This window comes from Candidatus Leptofilum sp., from assembly GCF_965223525.1.
Lineage (GTDB): Bacteria > Chloroflexota > Anaerolineae > Promineifilales > Promineifilaceae > Leptofilum.
Map to the genome: position 1 here is coordinate 366,994 of NZ_CBDCWX010000004.1, position 17,907 is coordinate 384,900.

The following is a 17,907-nucleotide window of genomic DNA, read 5'->3' on the forward strand; positions in this document are numbered from 1 at the left end:
TTACCCATCTAGCATACTATTTATTAGTAAAAGAATTCACTGTCACCGCAACTGGTTGTGGCCTTGTTTATCTTTTTATCAAATTGACTATTTATGCCTACGCCTTTTATGCACCTGCATACTGCAGAACTTATTCTTGATACCGTTAAAGTAAATGGGAACGGCCGTTTACACCAAACTTTATCGGCTGACTGGCCAGCTTTTTATCTAGGTAGCGTTGCTCCAGATGTGAATGCCATTTCATCGTTGCGGCGCGTGAGTACTCATTTTTATGATGTGCCACCTGCGCCAGAGGAGACGGCGTATGGCTCTATGCTGGCGCAATACCCGCAACTCACAGATTTTGTTGCTATGCCGCTGGAGCAGGCTGTTTGTGTGGCCGCTTACAGCGCCCATCTCATGCTTGATCTCATTTGGCTGCGTGAGGTGGTGTATCCATTTTTCTTTAAGGCGGATCATTTGGGCGATCGAAAGCAGCGTGAGCTGACGCATTTTATCTTGCTAACGTATCTAGACTTGATTGCTGTTGAAGCATTGCCAGCAACGGCCGTAACTACCCTGGCAGCAGCGCAACCCCATTGCTGGCTGCCCTTCGTAGATGATTCGATCCTGATTGCCTGGCGAGACATGCTCACAGAACAGCTTTCGCCTGGCGCAGCCATTAGAACGGTTGAAATTTATGCTGGACGCCTGAAAATGTCGCCAACAGAATTTGCCGCCAACCTAAAAGACCCAGACTGGATGAAAGCGCAGGTCTTCGACAAGATTCCAGTCGGCGAGGTGCAGCAGATTTTGCAAACGGCCGTTCCCCGCAGTATTGAACTGATTCAAAATTACCTGCCTTAGCACCAGTATTCAATGAGCAGTAATCGGTAATCAGTTAGACCCACTACTGAATACTGATTACTGTTCACCGATAATACGGTTTCCCACTATTTGTTAGTAAGGATGAATAACTTATGAACCCACTTCCCACTCCCTCTCCCATTCGAGATATGGTGCAGGCGCGTTTTCCTGATGGACGCGCGTTTGATGCCCCTCGTGGAACGCCGCTTGAGGCGTTTATTGATGCAGCAAAATTGTCGGTGAACGGCCGTATCGTGGCCGCGCTTAAAAATGGCAGACTGCGTGAACTTTCCCATCCATTGCGGGAAGATGCGTTGCTGGTACCTGTTACCACAGCCGACTCAGATGGCGGGCGTATCTACCGTCGCTCCCTTTGTTTTTTGATGATTGCCGCTGCCGCCGAGATGTGGCCAGGCAAAATCATTACCATTCAGCACTCCATGCCCTTTGGCGGCTATTATTGCGAATGCTCAGATGTCCACTGCGCCTTGCCAGACGGCCTACAGCAGCTTAAGCAGCGAATGCAGGCGCTGGTGGATGCCGATTTGCCAATCAAGCAGGTGCGCGTGCCGCTAGATGAGGCGGTTGAACTTTTCCGTCAGCAAGGCGATTTGGAAAAGGCGAACCTGTTTGCCAAGCGGCGCAAAGATTACCTGACGATGTATGAACTTAACGGCGTGCGGGATTATTTCCATGGCTTTATGGTGCCACGCACTCGCTACCTAAACTTGTTTGATTTACGGCCGTACAAAGACGGTTTCATTCTCCAATTTCCTCGTCGCCACCAACCAGAGCGGCTGCAGCCGTTTGAAGATGAACCGCGTCTGGCGCGTGTTTTCCAGGAATATGATGATTGGCTACGCATCATCGGTTTACCCAGCGTGGCGGCGTTGAATGAGGCGTTGGCAAACGGCCGTTTGCAACAAACCATCCTCGTAGCCGAAGCATTTCACCAACAGCAGCTTGCCCAAATAACGGCCGAAATTGCCAGCCGCCGCCACGAAATCAAATTAGTCCTCATCTCAGGGCCAACCTCGGCCGGAAAAACCACCTTCAGCAAGCGCCTTTCCATTCAGCTTATGGCACAAGGCATCTTTCCCGTCGCCATTGGCATGGATAACTACTTTGTCGATCGCAGCTTGACCCCGCGTGATGAAAATGGAGATTATGACTTTGAAGCATTGGAAGCAGTGGATGTGCCCTTATTCCGGCAGCATTTAAAGCAGTTGATGCGCGGTGAAAAAATCGAACAACCCATCTACAATTTTCACACTGGCCAGCGAGAGGAGGGGCCAACCCTGCAAATTGGATCCGATCATGTTTTGCTCATCGAAGGAATACACGGTTTAAACCCCAAGCTGGTTGAGGGCATTGCGCCAGAGGCGATGTACCGGGTATTTATTTCTGCCTTCACACAGCTAAACTTAGACAAACACAACCGTGTGCCAACCACCGACACCCGCCTGCTGCGCCGAATTGTGCGCGATGCCGCCCACCGAGGCTACTCTGCCGCCGACACCATTGCGCGCTGGGCAAGCGTGCGCCGTGGCGAAAAGCGACACATCTTCCCATACCAAAACAATGCCAATCTCTTCTTCAATTCAGCCCTGGTGTATGAGATGTCTGCCATGAAGCGCTTGGCTGAGCCGCTGCTGCTGCAGGTAGAGCCGGGGACGCCAGAACGTGTGGAGGCCAATCGGCTGCTTGCTTTTTTACAATGGTTCGATCCCATCCCAACAGAGGGCCTGGAATTGATAGCCAGCGATTCGATTTTGCGGGAGTTTATTGGAGGGTCTATTTTGGAAACATTTGAGCCGTGGCGCAGTTAGTTTCGGTAATTGGTGTTTGATAATCGGCCACTGATTACCGATTACTGTTTACAGCCGTAGGCTGGGCAGGATGAAGCGAAAGAGGGCGAAAAGGTCTAGCAGGATAAAGGCTGTGCCAATGGCGAGCGGGAGGAGGTTGACCAGCAACGGCCGTTCCCGCCGAAACGGTTTTTCTACCAACAGTAGCCAGGTTCCCAACCCTAATGAAAATCCTAATGAGATGGGAATAAGCGCCGGGAAGAGATAACGCCCCTGATGTTGCACAAAAGTGACGTTGTAACCTACATGAATGGCCAACGTCAGTAGAAAAACCAGCCACAAGATCAGCACTGGCAGCTTGGAACGAAATTGAACCGGCACTTGGTTGGTGGTAAAACGGTAAAGGAGTAGCCCAAGAACGGCCGCTCCGCACAAACCCAGCAGCAGCCAATACACCTCAGCACGCATGGGAACCGCCATCCAGCCAAATTGTCCCCAAAAGCTATTGAACGTTGTCTGGAAGAAGCGTTGAATGGTGCCGTCTAGTCCGTACAGGTTAACCCATTCGGCCGTACGTGGTTGCCCTACAACCACAGCATTGTGGGCAGCCGTGCCCAGCACATCCAGGCCCCCATAAACAGCCACATTTCGCACCCACCAAATTGCGCCGAGCATGAAGGCTGGGGCAAACAAGAGTACGCCAGCCTGGAACAGTCGCTGCCAGTTTCCCCAAAATTGCCACAAAATGACCACCCCCAGCACCGGAGCCATTAAATAAACGGTCGCCTTAGTGAGGAAGCCAAGCCCCAACACCACGCCAAGCCCAATAAGCCAGCGTCGATCATCGTCCAGCTTGCGGATGCCCTCTCGCGTGACCCAGCGGAGCGTGAGGTAGAGTAGCAGGGCAATGAGCAGTTCAGACAAGCTGTCGTTGTTTACGGAGGCGAGCATGGCCACATGCTGGGGAATAAAGGCAACGAATACGGCCGTAGACCACGCCACCCATTTTGCCTCTGGCAGCAGCAGGCGAGCGATCTGATACGCTAGCAAAATGATTCCCACCCCCAGCAGCACTGAGGTAAAGCGTAAGGCAAACAGCGAGCCATTTGTGAGCAAAAATACAGGGGTCAGGAGCAAATAGTAAAGTGGCGGTTGCCAATCTTCATACTCAATTTCCACAATCGAGTATTCTGGCGCAAAGCGTGCGTCGGTGATGGTTTCTAAATAGGCCTGGTCGTAATCCCCGTCTGTGATGATGGGTAGACGGCCGCTTGCCAACTGGCGCACGTAGTTGTAATGGGCTGGTTCGTCTGGGGCTTGCCAATCTGGCACCTGGGCTGCATACAAAATGCCAACCAACAAATAACATGCCAAAATAAGCAGCAAGGGCCATCGTTCTCGCATCATGCTGTAATCTTAGCGAGTTCTAAAAAAATTGGCGAGTAAGTTTGGATGGTCGTTGTGGTTTTGTGGGGAAAAAGCAGGCACAAAGTGACAAGATGACAACTTTATGTTCGGTAACCAGTCCAATAGTACCATAGGTATATCTAACCGGCTTAGGTAAACTGGTACTATATGGCTATAATGCCATTGGCAAAGCATGTTGTATGTAAGAGGAAGTAGCCATTTAGTAGCCCATTTTGTCCTTATAGTTAGCAGTTTTATGTATGTAATGGCAAATATGGTTTGTATAGCGGTTTTATCTCAGCACCAATAAAACCCTGCCTGAGAACTGGATAATGATCGCCAGCCAGCCATCTCTGAACGTAAAACGAATAACTGTTTATACGGCCGTATTATTGCTGCTTGTTCTTGGGCGTATCCTTGTAGGGCAGTCAGGCTGGTTTGGCTCAGCCACTTTGCACATGCTGGTTGAGTTTGTGTCGGCTACGTTGGCTTTGTTTGTAGGGACGTTGGCGTTGGTTCGCTTTTACACTAAACGAAGCAGCGTTTACTTTTTCGTTGGTGCTGGCTTTTTGGGGGCTGGATTACTGGATGCGTACCATGCCGTGCGAACTGTGCCAATATTGAACCTGCTTGATCCCACCACCATTACACCAGAACTGTGGCAATGGAATTCTTCCCCCATCTTTCTGTCCATATTAATTGCCGGCAGTTGGATGATTTGGCAGCGCGATAAGCAACACCAACTTCCGCTGAGACAATATTATGTTGTGATTGGAGCGGTAGCGTTGGTTGGCCTCTTTATTTTTGCGCTGATTCCCCAACCAGCCATTACCTCTTCAGAATATTTACCAGGCCGAATTACGGCCGTTTTTGCCACAGTTTTTTTCCTGATTGGCCTCATTGGTTATTTGTATAAGCGAGAATGGATAGAAGACACCTTTGAAAATTGGCTCATCATCGCCCTAATGATAAACGTTGCTTCGCAAGGGCTGTTTATGTTTTTTGCCCGCACGCCATTTGATGCTTTGTTTGATACGGCCGTCCTGCTCAAGCAAATCGGCTACCTATGCGTTTTGGTAGGATTGCTCTCTAGCATGTATACCATTTTCAATGAGGCAGAAGAAGCTGCTAGAAGCCAGCGCAATGTCAACGAAGCCCTACAGCGCGAAATTGTAGAACGTAAACGCGCTGAAGCCGCGGAACAAGAACATCGCAACCTCGCCGAGGCACTGCGGCAAGTCGGTTTGGCTTTAAATTCCACCCTGGATTTTGACCTGCTGCTCAACAACTTTCTGGATCAGATTGGCCCGGTTCTCCGGTATGACACGGCCAATATCATGCTGGTACACAAAGATGAGATCGAAATTGTCGTAACGCGTGGTTACGATCTTAGCAAAGAACTGCGCCAGCCGCGCCACTTTCATATAAATTCTCGTCCCAGCCTGCTCAAAATTGTAGAAACGGCCGAACCTCTAATCATCCCGGACACTTACGAAGCAGGCAAGCTGTGGGTAGATGCAGAACTATCTCCGCATGTGCGCTCTTGGGCAGGCGCGCCGATCATTGTAGAGGGTGAAGTTGTTGCTTTTTTGGCATTGAACTATAGCGAACCCGGCTTTTACCAACCTGAAAACGCCGCTCGGCTTAAAGATTTTGCTATCCAGGCTGCCATCGCTTTTGAAAATGCCGATCTGTATCAGCAGTTGCAAAAGCGTGTGGCCGAACTTACCACGCTCAACCGCATTAGCCAGGCTATCACCTCCACGTTGGACCTAACCGAAACCTTAACCATTATCACCCAAAACACCACCGAACTGCTGAAGGTGGCTGCTGCGTCTGTGGTGCTGCACGATAAAGAAGCCAACGATTTATGGTTTGCGGCCGCGTCTGGCGAAGCCTCTGAATTTGTGCAGGGCAAGCGTTTGGCATTAGGGCAGGGCATTTTAGGTTGGGTGGCCCAAACTGGTGAGCCGCTACTCGTGCAAGATACCGCAACCGACCCCCGCTACTTTGGTGATTTTGATGAGCAAAGCGGTTTTCAGGCGCACTCCATTTTGTGCGTACCGCTGCTGGTAAAAGCGCAACCAATTGGGGCAATTGAAGCCATCAACAAAGAAAACGGCACCTTCGACGAAGAAGATTTGCGTTTGCTTACACGTCTGGCTGTGCCCGCCGCCACCGCTATTGAAAATGCCCAGCTATTTGCACAGTCTCAGCAAGAAATTACAGAGCGGAAGCGGGCCGAGGCTGCTCTGGAAATTGAGCGCGCACATTTAGCACGCCGCGTTGAAGAACGCACGACCGATTTGCGAACGGCCAATGCTGAACTGGCGCGAGCCAACCGAATGAAAGATGAATTCCTGGCCAGCGTCAGCCATGAATTACGTACTCCCTTGAATGCAGTGCTGGGTATATCTGAAGCGCTGCAAGAGGGTGTGTTCGGTGAAATGAATGAAAAGCAAATTAGTTCGCTGCGTAGTGTTGAAGAAAGCGGCCGTCATTTGCTGGAACTCATTAACGATATTTTAGATTTATCCAAAGCGGAAGCGGGCAAACTGGAACTGGAAATGGCTCTCACTTCGGTAGAATCGGTTTGCAAAGCAAGTTTACGCATGGTGAAGCAAAACGCCCACAAAAAGCGGCTGCGTATTCATTCTTCTTATGACAGTAATGTTACTTCCCTTGTAGCAGATGAGCGGCGCGTGAAGCAGGTTTTAGTTAACTTATTGAGCAATGCGGTTAAATTTACGCCAGAAGGGGGCGAAATTGGGCTGGAAGTTATGGGTGATGAGGAAGCCCACGCTATTTTGATTACGGTTTGGGACACTGGCATTGGCATTGCCAAAGAACATTTAGAGCAGCTATTTCGGCCGTTTGTGCAGCTAGACAGCCGGTTATCGCGTGAATATGCTGGCACAGGACTGGGGCTTTCGCTGGTGCTACGGATGGTAGAATTGCACGGTGGCAGCGTGTTGGTGCAAAGTGAGGTCGGTAAGGGGAGCCGATTTACCGTTTCGTTCCCCTGGCACCCAACGGGCGAAAAGCAAGAGGAACTGGCTGATGCCGATTTGTTGGATACGCCACCATACCTGGGCCCCTGGCATACGGTTGTTATTGTAGAAGATTCACCCTCTGCTCAGGCACAGCTAAAGCGGTATTTTGATGCTAGCGGCGTACAGGTGCGATTGTTTGCTGAGGGCAAAGTAGCAAAGGCATCCATTTTGGCAGACCCACCAGACTTGGTGGTGTTAGATCTGTTTTTGCCAGATAGCTCAGGATTAGTCTTGCTGTCGGAGTTGCGTGATCAGCCGCAAACGGCCGAATTACCCGTGCTAGTTGTGTCAGTGATGGATGACCAGGCACGGGTTATGGAGGCTGGGGCAGATTATTGCTTGATGAAGCCGTTTACACGAGCGCAAATGCACATGGCACTCCAGGTTGTGGCCGTTAAGCGGAATGGATTTGTGCGGAAGGATGCGGCCGTTTCTCAACCCGTCATCTTGCTAGCAGAAGACCATGAAGCTAATATCATCACGTTCTCTAGCTACTTGAAAGGTAAAGGGTTCGATCTCGTTCTGGCGCGGAACGGTGTAGAAGCGGTGGCACGGGCTGGATCGGACAAACCCGATTTGATAGTGATGGATATTCAAATGCCAAAGATGAATGGCCTGGACGCGATTCGGAAAATAAGGGAGCATGAGGATACGGCCGTTTCCCAAATTCCCATCATAGCGGTGACTGCATTGGCCATGCCTGGTGACGAAGAAGCCTGTTTAGAAGCTGGGGCCAATGGATATTTAAGTAAACCAGTTAGCCTGCGCCGTTTATTAGAAACAATTGAGGCGCATTTAGTAGAGGATGCCCAAAAACGGGTTGTAACTGTTTGAAAATGATAGAAATGAAACCCAAAATATTGATTATTGATGACGAACCATATGCTCGGCAAGCAATCGAAATGTTGCTCATGAAAGAAGCGTATGAACTGTTTTTTGCCGAGGACGCCCACGAGGCTCTGGCACAGCTTGATGATGAAATTCCAGATGTGATTTTATCGGACGTGATGATGCCAAATATGGATGGTTTTGAACTATGCCAGCGCATCAAGCGAAACCCAAAATGGAGCCATGTGCCGATCATTTTGGTAACCGCGCTGGATAGCAAGCAAGATTTGGCAAGGGGGCTGGAAGCAGGGGCAGATGACTTTTTGCACAAGCCAATCAACGGACTGGAACTCCGTGCGCGTGTACGCTCCATGCTTCGCATTAAGCTGCGGCACGATGAATTGCAAGCCGCCTTGCAAATGCGACAAGATTTGGCCAACATGATTGTTCATGATATTCGCAGTCCGCTTTCTACCATTTTGATCTACTGCGATCTGTTGGAGGCAGAGTTGGATGGCGGCAGCATGCAAACTCTGGAAACGATTCGTGGTGAGGCCAATCGCCTGAGTTCTTTCCTGACCGATATGCTGATGATGGCCAAAATGGAGCATGGCCGTCTCATGTTGAGCCAGTCACTGGTGGATGTAAATGAATTGGCAACGGCCGTATGCAACAGCTACGAACCGATAGCCCGCCTGAAAGAAATTGATTTGGCACTCGATTTGCCAGAGGAAACCAAAAAAATATCGCTGGATGCTAACTTGTGGCGGCGCGTGCTGGACAACCTCGTCTCTAACGCAGTGAAGTTTTCGCCGACTGGCGGCAACATTACTTTGCGGGTGCGCTACGATGGTTCTGGCGTGGCCAGCAGCAACGGTAGTTCGCCTCACCTCAATGTGCAGGTGATTGATGAAGGTCCCGGCATTGCCCCGGAGCATTACGAGACGATCTTCGATAAGTTCAAAATTGTGGCTACTGGGCGACGAGACGTGAAGCAGGTGGGGCTGGGGCTGGCATTTTGCAAGATGGTGGTGGAGGCGCATAACGGCCGTATTTCTGTTGATGCCAACCAGCCACGCGGCTCCATCTTCACCGTCGAGATATAAAAGCTATAAAAAGGTGCCGTCAATCAAGACAAACTGAGACTGTGTTGGCAAATCTAGCTCAAGCGAAAATCCGTTGTTCTGGACCACATCCCCCATGTGTCCTGGAAGCGTAATTGGCTAAACAGTGAGATGTTTTACGGTCATTCGCGGCGTTTCTACTAGCTGCATATTAATTGCCCAAATGTTTTTGCCGCCAAGCAAAATTTTCTCGACGATCTCTACTTTGAGCATGGCGTGATGGATGCTGTTAGGCGGCCTATAAATGAGATAGCGATTGGTGGCAGGGGATGGCCGTTTTGGCCAGCCTTGCCAGGCTGTATGCGGGTAAAATTGGTACATTTGGTGCAGCAGCGGCATCAATTTCTGCTCAGCTTGCAAAGATTCTTCTGAAAGTAGCCCCAAAAAGTGGCGCGCTTGTGTGTTGGCATAAATGATTTCATCCGCATCATTGATTAGCAGGCGACCTGTGGGAGTATGATTCCTGTTGATGAGGGAAAATGTGGGTGAAACGGCCGTAACATTATGCATGGTTTGGCTCCTTGAAATTCGTGGCCTTCGGTTTTTTAGCTAGTAGTTCGTTAATGGTTAGGGCAAGCTGATGCAGTTGAATTGGCTTACTCATGTATTCATTAGCACCCGCCGCCAGGCATCGTTCCCGGTTCCCGTTCATTGCCAGGGCGGTAATTGCCACGATGGGCGTCTTTTCAAACGCTTTTTCACGACGCATTTGGCGAACGGCCGTTAACCCATCTAGCCCAGGAATTTGTACATCCATCAAAATCAGATCGGGTAGTTCCTTTTTTGCCCGTTCTAAGGCCTCTACCCCGCTGTGGGCAACTGAAATTCGGTACCCCCAAACTGGCAAATAGTCAGTTACAGTTTCAACGTTTGTTTCGTTATCCTCCACCAGCAAAATCAGAGGCCTTTTTTCGGCCGTATCCACCGAATCGCTGCTAAGTACGCCAGTTGCCAACTGTTGCCGATCTGTGTGAGCTTGTTTTTGTAACTGTTTAGAATCTATTTTTAGATTTTGGGGCAGGGTAATGGAAAAACAACTGCCAACCCCAACTTGGCTTTCTAAAGAAACGCTGCCCCCAAGCAGTTCAGCCAGTCGGTAAACAAGCGAGAGCCCCAGCCCGGTTCCTTCGTGCGAGCGAGCCAAGCTGTTATCTAACTGCACAAATGGCTTAAAGAGCTTCTCCATATCCTCTGGTGAAATACCAATGCCTGTATCCCACACCTGGAACTGAACAGCATCCCGGTCAAAATCATGAAGGACGATTAGGCCAACTTTGCCACCGGGCGGTGTAAATTTAACCGCATTGCTCAATAAGTTGATCAATATCTGCTTCAAGCGCCGTTCGTCTGTTTGACACGTTTTTAAGGTGCGATCAATGTCGGCCTGAAGCCGAATTTGCTTTTTGTGCGCCACTTGGCGCACAAATTGCATGCTGCTTTCACATACAGTTGCCAATGAAACGTTTTGGATGTCTAGTTGGATTTTGCCAGCTTCTATTTTGGCCATATCCAAAATATCGTTTATAAGCTCAAGTAAATGGTTGCCGCTGTCACCAATGACTTGCAAAGAAGCAGACTGTTTTTCGTTGAGCGAGCCATGAATACCCTCAAGCAAAATTTCTGATTTACCTAAAATGGCATTGAGCGGCGTTCGCAATTGATGGCTCATGTTGGCCAGAAACTTATCTTTGGCTTGTAATGCTTTGGCCAGCCTTGCGTTGGTTCTTTTTAAGGCCGCTGTTTGTGCTGTTACCTCTTTTTCCAGCAGCTCATTGGTGCGCTGAAGCTTTAGACTTTCTTCGCGCAAGCGAGCCTCTGTAGAGCCGTTGTTGTGGGTATAGGTCTGTTGTGGTTGTCTTTTCATAAAAACGTTTGTTTGCCTACTTTGTTTGTCAACACCTGAATCATAGGTAAGGCAAAATTGCATGACAATAGCCTACATGTATCAGAAGGGCTTGTTTGTGCAGGTAATTTGTCATTAAGAAGACGCCAACGGTTTTTTCACGGCGTTCGCGCGTTATTTTCACGGCTTGGGTAGGAGGGATATGACATAATTTCGGTAAAAGAATTGTTTTTGGCGGCAAGACGGATGTGATTGCGTGCCCAACAAAACAAAATGTATGGGGAGCTTGACTGGGTTCAGTCAGGCTGAATAGTGAAGTGCAAACAGATAGTCCTTTTGATTTAGAAGAACTAGAAGCCCTGGAAGAGCCAGAACGCACACGGCCGTTTGGCTCTGTTATGCTTTGGTTGGGCGTGCTGGGATTGGTCGTCTTGTTTATCCCCCTCTATTTAATGTCTAACACGCTGGGTGGTGAAGTGGCACAACTGGAAAGCGATCTGCTGCCGCTGCAAACCGTGCTGGCCTCTACCCCAGACCCACCGCCGCAGGCTCAGGGACTCATTGTTACGCTAACGGCCGTTCACAACCAAACCGACCAGATGAACGGCATCCTGACCACCCTTGAGGCCCAAAATGTGGATTGGAACGCCGCTATGAACGCCATCAATAACGTGGATGAGACGGCGCTGACCCTAAGCGGCATTGAGCAAACTGGCAACCAGCTTGTGATTCGTGGACGGGCGGCCAACGAAGGGTTTGTAATAGAGTATGCCAGCCAGCTAGAAGCGTCTGGGCAGTTTTCGCAAGTGATCATCCAATCCGTTGCCCAAATTGCCGAACCATTTCAATCCCCTACACCGACTGTGCCGCTGCCTACGGCAACGGTTGCTCCTGTGCAAACCAACACGCCTGCGCCAACGGCCGTACCCACCCAACCACCCGCCACCCCCATGCCCACCTGGACGCCCACCCCCAAGCTCACCGATGATTACGAATGGGACGACACCCACCCCCAACCGATCTTTGTGGGCGCACCCTCCCAGCTACACAACTTTTACCCCAACTTTGATGTGGATCACGTCGTCTTTTTGGCCAAGATGGGACGCACGTATGAGGTTAGCACCGATTTTCTGGCTCCGGGCGTAGATACCTTCCTGACCGTAAGCTATGGCGATGTTGTACTGGAAAATGATGATGCCACTCTGGGAACACTTAGCTCCAGCGTCACGGTGCAAGCCCCTGCGGACAGCGACGTAGAGGTGCTGGTGCGGGTGACAAATCGGGGCGTTTATGGGTCAGACAAGTGGTATGATTTGTTGGTGCTGGAGGTTGTGCCTACCACGCCCACACCTTCCGCCACGCCGACCAACGCGACTCCCACCCCCACGCCATCCCCTACCCAGGATTTGCGCGATGCCTATGAGCCAAATGATGGCGACCCTAATCCCATAGCCATTGGCGAGTCACAGATTCATAACTTTTTCCCAGATGGCGACGTGGATAACGTGGGCTTTTTGGTGAAGAACGGCCGTTATTACCAAATTCTCACCTCGCAACTGGGGGTTGGGGTGGATACGGCCGTCTCCGTCCAATTTAATGGCGAGACGTGGAGTAACGACGATTACGACCTGCCCGGCTCTGGCAACTTTGCCTCGGCCGTTTGCTTCCCTGCCGAGGCCGACGGTACGGCCGTTGCCACCATCAGCAATGTCGGGCAGCAGTTTGACCCCAGCAAAACGTACATTGTTTCCGTGCAAGAAGTACCATTTCTGACAGTTGATCCCGAAGAGCTAAATTTTGGCACGGTGGCCCAGGGTAGCGCCAGCCCGCTGACCAAAACGTTGCAAATTGAAGGTACAGAGCCGCTGGATTGGGAGGTGACCACCGAGACTTCCTGGCTTACCATCGATGTAATCACTGGCACAACGCCGGCCACGCTCAACGTCGTTGCCGACATTTCTGGCCTGGAGGGGACCAATGAAGGCGAGATTACGCTGGGCTGGGCAGATTTTTGCCGCCAAACCGTTCCCGTCACCGTTGAGATTGACCCGGTGCAGAGCGAATTTCCAACGGAAAACGGCCGTCTCCTGCCCGTTGCCAAAGTTGCCCAGCAGCAAACCGGAGCGGTTGAATTTGTGATTGTGGTCACGTTGGGCAAACCGGAATCGGTGGAACCATAATGGATTTTGAGTTCGATTTCGAGAAAACCCCCGATTATCTGCGCGAAAATTTGTTCACAGTGTTGGCCGTCGCCATCATTGCGCTGCTGCTGATTGGCTACCTCGTTTTCACTATCCGCACGCTGGTGCCGCGCTGGCAGCAGCGGTCTGAACTGGTAGCCGCCAGCGCAACCATTGAAGCTGCCTACGCCGACCACACTGCACAGCAGCAGGCTGCCGCCGGACAGATCGAGCAACAGATTGATGCTGCCCAGACCGAATTTGGCGAAACCGCTAACAGATTCCTGACGGAAGCCCAGGCGGCCGTTTTTCTGGATGGCTTGTATGATAACGCGGCGCAAACGGCCGTTGCCATCGTGGATTTGCAGGCGCAGGCAGTGCCGCAAGGGGCGACTGTGGGTGGGGAGAAGCCCGTCTACGACACGCGCCAGTTCCGGCTGGAGGCGACGGGTGCGCTGCCGCAGCTTAATCAATTTGTGGGGCGTATGGAGCAAACGGCCGTTCCTAGCGTAACCCTGCAAAATATGGTCATTACCAGCAGCGAGCAAGGCGATACTGCCGTACTAACGCTGGATTTGCTGCTATTTACCTCCCCGTTTTCTACTGGGGAATCTGTAGCTGACCTACCCGACCCGCTGCCGACGGTTGAAGTTCCTGAAGCAACGGCCGTGCCGCAGCCGACAAACACCCCAGCCCTCACCGCCACGCCAGACGTGAGCAATCTGGTTGCCCAGCTAGACGAGCCGTGGGCGGCCGAAAATTGGCCAGAAGTTATTCGCATCATTCAAGAGATTCGCCAGCAGGCTCCTAATGAGCCGGGCATGGCAGAAAAGTTGTACGCGGCACGAGTGAATTACGGCTATCAGTTGGCTGGTTTAGGGGATACGACTGGTGCGGCACAGCAGTTTGAGCAGGCGTTGGCCATCTTCCCGCAAGGTACAGAGGCGGAGGCTGCGCTGCAATCTCTTTTTTCCCCTGCACCCACGGCCACGCCAGAAGCCACCGTCTATGTGGTGAAGCGGGGCGACACACTTTTCTCGATTGCTCGCCGGTTTGGCTCCACCGTAGATGCGGTGAAAGCAGCCAATGGCCTCGTTAGCAACAACATCACCCCTGGCCAGCAGCTCATCATCCCGTAAATCTTACATTTGAGCGTTACATCAAACTAATGTGGTTCGTTATCTATGCGGAAGCCGTGGCCGCGCACGGTGACGATGTAGTTGTGTTCATCTAGCTCGTCCAGTCGGTCACGTAGGCGACGAACCAGGGCGTCAATCGCTTGCTCTGAAACGCCCAATCCATCGGTGCCAGGCCAAACCACCTCCACGATGGCATCTCGGCTACACACGGCACCTTCGGCATCGTACAGCAACTCTAGCAGACGGAATTGCGCCAGAGAAAGGGGCGGTTCTAACTCTGTGTCATTGATGATGACGGCACGGGCAGCTTTATCAATTTGCAGGTTGCCTTCTGCAGTGGGTGGCTCGAAGGTGAGGGGGATGGTGGCATCGGTGCCCACAAACACAAGTTTTACAGCCAGGGCAATTGAGATTTCGTCGCCATCCTGCAGGATGGCTTGCCCTTCAATTTGCGTGCCGTTTAGGTGGGTTCCGTTACGGCTGCCGAGATCATGCAGGGTGTAACGGCCGTCTTCCTGGGTAATTCGCACATGATGACGAGAAACTTGCCGCTCTGGTAGCACGATGTGGCAATCTGAGCCGCGCCCAATTAAAAAATCATCATTCTCAATTGTCCAGCGTTGACCAACTAATTGTCCTTCACGGGCAACTAAAACCGGATTTTCATTCATGGTACTCATCCCTCTCACTAGGAGTGATTGAATTTAACGATTTAACTGGGTAATAAAAATCCTCTCCCTGTCACGCCCGCCTGCGCGGGCGTCCACTGGTTTCCCGCCTGCGCGGGAAAGACAATCTTATTACCTCTTTATTTTGTAAAGTCTAATCACTCTCAGCCAAATGTGAAAATTGGAGATTGTGCCCCCAATCTCTTGAAAACATTGTTGTTCCAGATCATGCGTCCAGTATACAATAAACGCATGTTTGCTACCCTTGATGCAGGTGTTATTTTACGTGAACGTTACAAGCTGACCAACATTGTGGGCCAGGGCGGCATGGGCAGCGTTTACCGTGCCGAGGATTTGCGTTTGCCTGGCCGGTTGTGTGCCATCAAAGAAGTTCAGCCCGATGCCAACGCAGATGACACGTACCGAGAGCAAGCACAGACACAATTTTTACAGGAAGCCAGTATTTTAGCCCAACTTGACCATCCAAGCCTGCCTAAAGTGTCTGATTTTTTCACCGAAAACGGCCGTGATTATCTGGTCATGGATTTTGTAACGGGCAAAGATTTGCGTCAACTGCTGCAGGAAAACAAGGGACCGTTATCTGAAGATAAGATTTTGGATTGGGCTGAACAAATAATTGATGCACTAGCTTACCTGCATCGGCAAACCCCACCCGTGCTGCACCGAGACATTAAGCCCGCTAACATTAAGCTGACGCTGGATAATCGTATTAAATTGGTGGATTTTGGGTTGGTGAAGGTGATGTCCACCGATGATGAGCGCACCATTACGGTCGTGCAAGGGCGGGGCACGGCACTGTACACGCCTCTGGAGCAGTACGGCGGCGACGGTAGCCACACCGACGTGCGTTCTGATATTTATGCGCTGGGCGCGACGTTTTATCACTTACTGACAGATTATCCGCCCCCAGATGCCAAGGCCCGCTTTTTGAACCCAGCTTCGCTGCCGCCACCGGAGCAGCTCAATGAAGCTGTGTCGCCTCACGTTTCTGACGCCATTCAGTGGGCGATGGAGATGCACCCGGATGAACGGCCGTCTAACGTCGAGCTGTTTCGGCAAGTCTTTTTTGGCTTACAGTCGCGCCCCGGCACCAAATTGCCGAATCCCAGCCCCCTTGGTTTGGGCGCTGCACTGCGGGCTAACTGGCTACTGCTGCTGGCTGCATTTTTGCTCTTTATTGTTGCCGTTTTGTTAACCATTGTCTGAGGAAAACTGTTTGAGCTGCCCTAGATGCTTTGCCAAAACAGACCAAATTAAGCATGGTTTTACCGCCGCTGGCAGCCAGCGCATGCACTGTAAAAAGTGCGGTTGCCGCTACACGCCAAATCCGCAAGAGCAAGGGTACGATGAAGAAGTACGCCACCAAGCGCTGGCGCTCCATTTGGAGGGGTTGAGCTTGCGCCTGATTGGGCGTTTGCTGGCGGTAAACCACCAAACAGTGGCCAACTGGATTAACGCTTATGCTAACTATCTGCCGCCTGATCTACCACCCAGCATTTTAGAATTGGCCGCTTTAGATGGTAATTTGGCAGATATTTTGGCTCTGGAAGACGAATAGAAGAGCAAACACCACGCTTTTAGACATTTTTATAAAATCTTTTGACAGTGGTGAAAACGGCCGTTATAGTTGCTCATCCTCTTTTAGGATTTTGTGTGAACTAGCAAAACCAACACAAGTTTACAAGTCAAGTTTACAAGTAGTGTAGCCCCAATTGAGTGAAGGAAACGGCCGTTCAGACGGTAATTGTTTGTGTGCGTGAAGATAAACCCAACCCTTCACGCTTCATATTTTCAAGGAGATACAAATGGCAAGTGTAAGTTATCGGCATGTGTACAAGCGTTACGGCGACGTCACCGTGGTGACAGACCTGAGCATGGAAATTGCAGACAAAGAGTTTGTGGTTTTTGTTGGCCCTTCCGGCTGCGGTAAATCCACCAACCTGCGGATGCTTGCAGGTTTGGAAGAGATCACCGAAGGTGAAATTCTCATTGGTGACCGCGTGGTGAATGATGTTCCTCCTAAAGATCGAGACATTGCCATGGTTTTCCAAAGCTACGCTTTGTACCCGCACATGTCTGTATACGACAACATGGCCTTTGGTCTGAAACTGCGTAAGACCCCTAAAGCAGAAATTGACAAGCGCGTTAAAGAAGCTGCGGACATATTGGGCTTGGCTCAATTGCTTGACCGAAAACCCAAAGCATTGTCTGGTGGTCAGCGGCAGCGTGTGGCTGTAGGGCGCGCCATTGTTCGTGAACCCGCTGTTTTCTTGATGGATGAACCGCTGTCTAACCTGGACGCCAAGCTGCGCGTTACGGCTCGCGCCGAAATCAGCAAGCTGCACAAGCGGCTGGGCACCACCTTCATCTATGTGACCCATGACCAGGTAGAAGCGATGACGATGGGTGACCGCATTGCAGTATTGAGCGATGGCAAATTGATGCAGATCGACTCCCCACGTAATCTGTATAACGTTCCGGATAATGTTTTTGTGGCCGGTTTCATTGGCAGCCCCAGCATGAACTTCTTCGATGCCACGCTGATTGGTGAAGAAGGGAATCTGTATGTTGATACTGGCGACTTCCGCGTTCAGGTTCCAGAAGATCGCAAGCAGGCGTATGACAGCCATGTAGGCAAAGAAATTATTTTCGGTGTGCGCCCAGAGCATGTACATGCGCCCGAATTTGCCCCGCCGAGCATTCAGGCTGCACCGATGGAAGCAACGGTTGAAGTTGTTGAACTGTTGGGTCATGAGCAACATCTGTTCCTCAATTCTGGTCGCAACAGCTTAGTTGCTACGGTTGACACTCGCATGAGCGTTGGCTTTGGCAACAAGATTGGTCTGGTGATGGACATGAGCAACATGCACATCTTCGATAAGAATACGGAAGAGGCCATTCGCTAAGTTAGTTGTTTAATTGAAACGGCCGTCTCCCAACAACTGGGAGGCGGCTTTTTTGTTTGTCACAGAGGAATTAGAGAAATGCTA

General features: G+C 50.9%; 13 protein-coding genes. 9 read left to right on the forward strand and 4 right to left on the reverse strand.

All coding sequences use genetic code 11. The annotated features are described in order from the left end of the window. Positions 1-108: 108 nt before the first annotated feature. Both ACOQPM_RS01805 and ACOQPM_RS01810 read left to right on the forward strand, forming a co-directional pair. Complete coding sequence (locus ACOQPM_RS01805; RefSeq protein ID WP_420627511.1) at positions 109-846, forward strand: zinc dependent phospholipase C family protein; 738 nt, start codon at positions 109-111, stop codon at positions 844-846. Positions 847-959: 113 nt separating this feature from the next. Next, complete coding sequence (locus tag ACOQPM_RS01810; protein ID WP_420627512.1) at positions 960-2,675, forward strand: nucleoside kinase; 1,716 nt, start codon at positions 960-962, stop codon at positions 2,673-2,675. A gap of 48 nt (positions 2,676-2,723) precedes the next feature. Here ACOQPM_RS01810 and ACOQPM_RS01815 read toward each other — a convergent pair whose 3' ends face one another. Further along, positions 2,724-4,061: a glycosyltransferase family 39 protein gene (locus ACOQPM_RS01815; protein WP_420627513.1), complete on the reverse strand. Its 1,338-nt coding sequence runs from the start codon at positions 4,059-4,061 to the stop codon at positions 2,724-2,726. 332 nt (positions 4,062-4,393) lie between these two features. Between ACOQPM_RS01815 and ACOQPM_RS01820 the strand changes: the two genes are divergently transcribed. Continuing rightward, complete coding sequence (locus ACOQPM_RS01820; protein WP_420627514.1) at positions 4,394-7,948, forward strand: response regulator; 3,555 nt, start codon at positions 4,394-4,396, stop codon at positions 7,946-7,948. 11 nt (positions 7,949-7,959) lie between these two features. Further along, positions 7,960-9,048, forward strand: a complete 1,089-nt coding sequence (locus ACOQPM_RS01825) for a hybrid sensor histidine kinase/response regulator (RefSeq protein ID WP_420627515.1) — start codon at positions 7,960-7,962, stop codon at positions 9,046-9,048. Positions 9,049-9,165: 117 nt separating this feature from the next. On the opposite strand, the gene ACOQPM_RS01830 is transcribed toward ACOQPM_RS01825, so the two are convergent. Both ACOQPM_RS01830 and ACOQPM_RS01835 read right to left on the reverse strand, forming a co-directional pair. After that, a complete protein-coding gene (locus tag ACOQPM_RS01830; protein WP_420627516.1) occupies positions 9,166-9,576 on the reverse strand; it encodes a hypothetical protein in 411 nt (136 codons plus the stop codon). After that, the gene (locus ACOQPM_RS01835) at positions 9,569-10,930 is read right to left on the reverse strand and encodes a hybrid sensor histidine kinase/response regulator (RefSeq protein WP_420627517.1); all 1,362 of its coding nucleotides are present in this window, start codon (positions 10,928-10,930) and stop codon (positions 9,569-9,571) included. Before ACOQPM_RS01835 ends, ACOQPM_RS01830 begins: the two co-directional genes overlap by 8 nt. Before the next feature lie 296 nt (positions 10,931-11,226). Here ACOQPM_RS01835 and ACOQPM_RS01840 point away from each other — a divergent pair, with 296 nt between their 5' ends. Together ACOQPM_RS01840 and ACOQPM_RS01845 are read left to right on the forward strand one after the other, a co-directional pair. Then, entirely contained in the window at positions 11,227-13,089 is a 1,863-nt protein-coding gene (locus ACOQPM_RS01840) for a PilN domain-containing protein (protein WP_420627518.1), read from the forward strand. Then, the gene (locus ACOQPM_RS01845) at positions 13,089-14,228 is read left to right on the forward strand and encodes a LysM peptidoglycan-binding domain-containing protein (RefSeq protein ID WP_420627519.1); all 1,140 of its coding nucleotides are present in this window, start codon (positions 13,089-13,091) and stop codon (positions 14,226-14,228) included. The genes ACOQPM_RS01840 and ACOQPM_RS01845 overlap by 1 nt, the downstream gene beginning before the upstream one ends. 26 nt (positions 14,229-14,254) lie before the next feature. On the opposite strand, the gene ACOQPM_RS01850 is transcribed toward ACOQPM_RS01845, so the two are convergent. Further along, entirely contained in the window at positions 14,255-14,899 is a 645-nt protein-coding gene (locus tag ACOQPM_RS01850) for an FHA domain-containing protein (RefSeq protein WP_420627520.1), read from the reverse strand. 249 nt (positions 14,900-15,148) lie between these two features. Here ACOQPM_RS01850 and ACOQPM_RS01855 point away from each other — a divergent pair, with 249 nt between their 5' ends. From ACOQPM_RS01855 to ACOQPM_RS01865, 3 genes are all read left to right on the forward strand, one after another. Beyond that, complete coding sequence (locus tag ACOQPM_RS01855) at positions 15,149-16,123, forward strand: serine/threonine-protein kinase (protein ID WP_420627521.1); 975 nt, start codon at positions 15,149-15,151, stop codon at positions 16,121-16,123. A gap of 10 nt (positions 16,124-16,133) precedes the next feature. Continuing rightward, positions 16,134-16,475: a helix-turn-helix domain-containing protein gene (locus ACOQPM_RS01860; protein ID WP_420627522.1), complete on the forward strand. Its 342-nt coding sequence runs from the start codon at positions 16,134-16,136 to the stop codon at positions 16,473-16,475. A 247-nt stretch (positions 16,476-16,722) separates the two neighbouring features. Continuing rightward, on the forward strand, positions 16,723-17,823 hold the full coding sequence (locus ACOQPM_RS01865) for an ABC transporter ATP-binding protein (protein WP_420627523.1): 1,101 nt from the start codon (positions 16,723-16,725) through the stop codon (positions 17,821-17,823). The last annotated feature ends 84 nt before the right edge of the window (positions 17,824-17,907 follow it).

What these genes read in the sequence shown, in the direction of transcription:
- ACOQPM_RS01835 (WP_420627517.1), bottom strand. Translation starts at nt 10,930, where the DNA reads ATGAAAAGACAACCACAACAGACCTATACCCACAACAACGGCTCTACA.
- ACOQPM_RS01810 (WP_420627512.1), top strand. Translation starts at nt 960, where the DNA reads ATGAACCCACTTCCCACTCCCTCTCCCATTCGAGATATGGTGCAGGCG.
- ACOQPM_RS01820 (WP_420627514.1), top strand. Translation starts at nt 4,394, where the DNA reads ATGATCGCCAGCCAGCCATCTCTGAACGTAAAACGAATAACTGTTTAT.
- ACOQPM_RS01830 (WP_420627516.1), bottom strand. Translation starts at nt 9,576, where the DNA reads ATGCATAATGTTACGGCCGTTTCACCCACATTTTCCCTCATCAACAGG.
- ACOQPM_RS01815 (WP_420627513.1), bottom strand. Translation starts at nt 4,061, where the DNA reads ATGATGCGAGAACGATGGCCCTTGCTGCTTATTTTGGCATGTTATTTG.
- ACOQPM_RS01825 (WP_420627515.1), top strand. Translation starts at nt 7,960, where the DNA reads ATGAAACCCAAAATATTGATTATTGATGACGAACCATATGCTCGGCAA.
- ACOQPM_RS01865 (WP_420627523.1), top strand. Translation starts at nt 16,723, where the DNA reads ATGGCAAGTGTAAGTTATCGGCATGTGTACAAGCGTTACGGCGACGTC.
- ACOQPM_RS01845 (WP_420627519.1), top strand. Translation starts at nt 13,089, where the DNA reads ATGGATTTTGAGTTCGATTTCGAGAAAACCCCCGATTATCTGCGCGAA.
- ACOQPM_RS01805 (WP_420627511.1), top strand. Translation starts at nt 109, where the DNA reads ATGCACCTGCATACTGCAGAACTTATTCTTGATACCGTTAAAGTAAAT.
- ACOQPM_RS01855 (WP_420627521.1), top strand. Translation starts at nt 15,149, where the DNA reads ATGTTTGCTACCCTTGATGCAGGTGTTATTTTACGTGAACGTTACAAG.
- ACOQPM_RS01850 (WP_420627520.1), bottom strand. Translation starts at nt 14,899, where the DNA reads ATGAATGAAAATCCGGTTTTAGTTGCCCGTGAAGGACAATTAGTTGGT.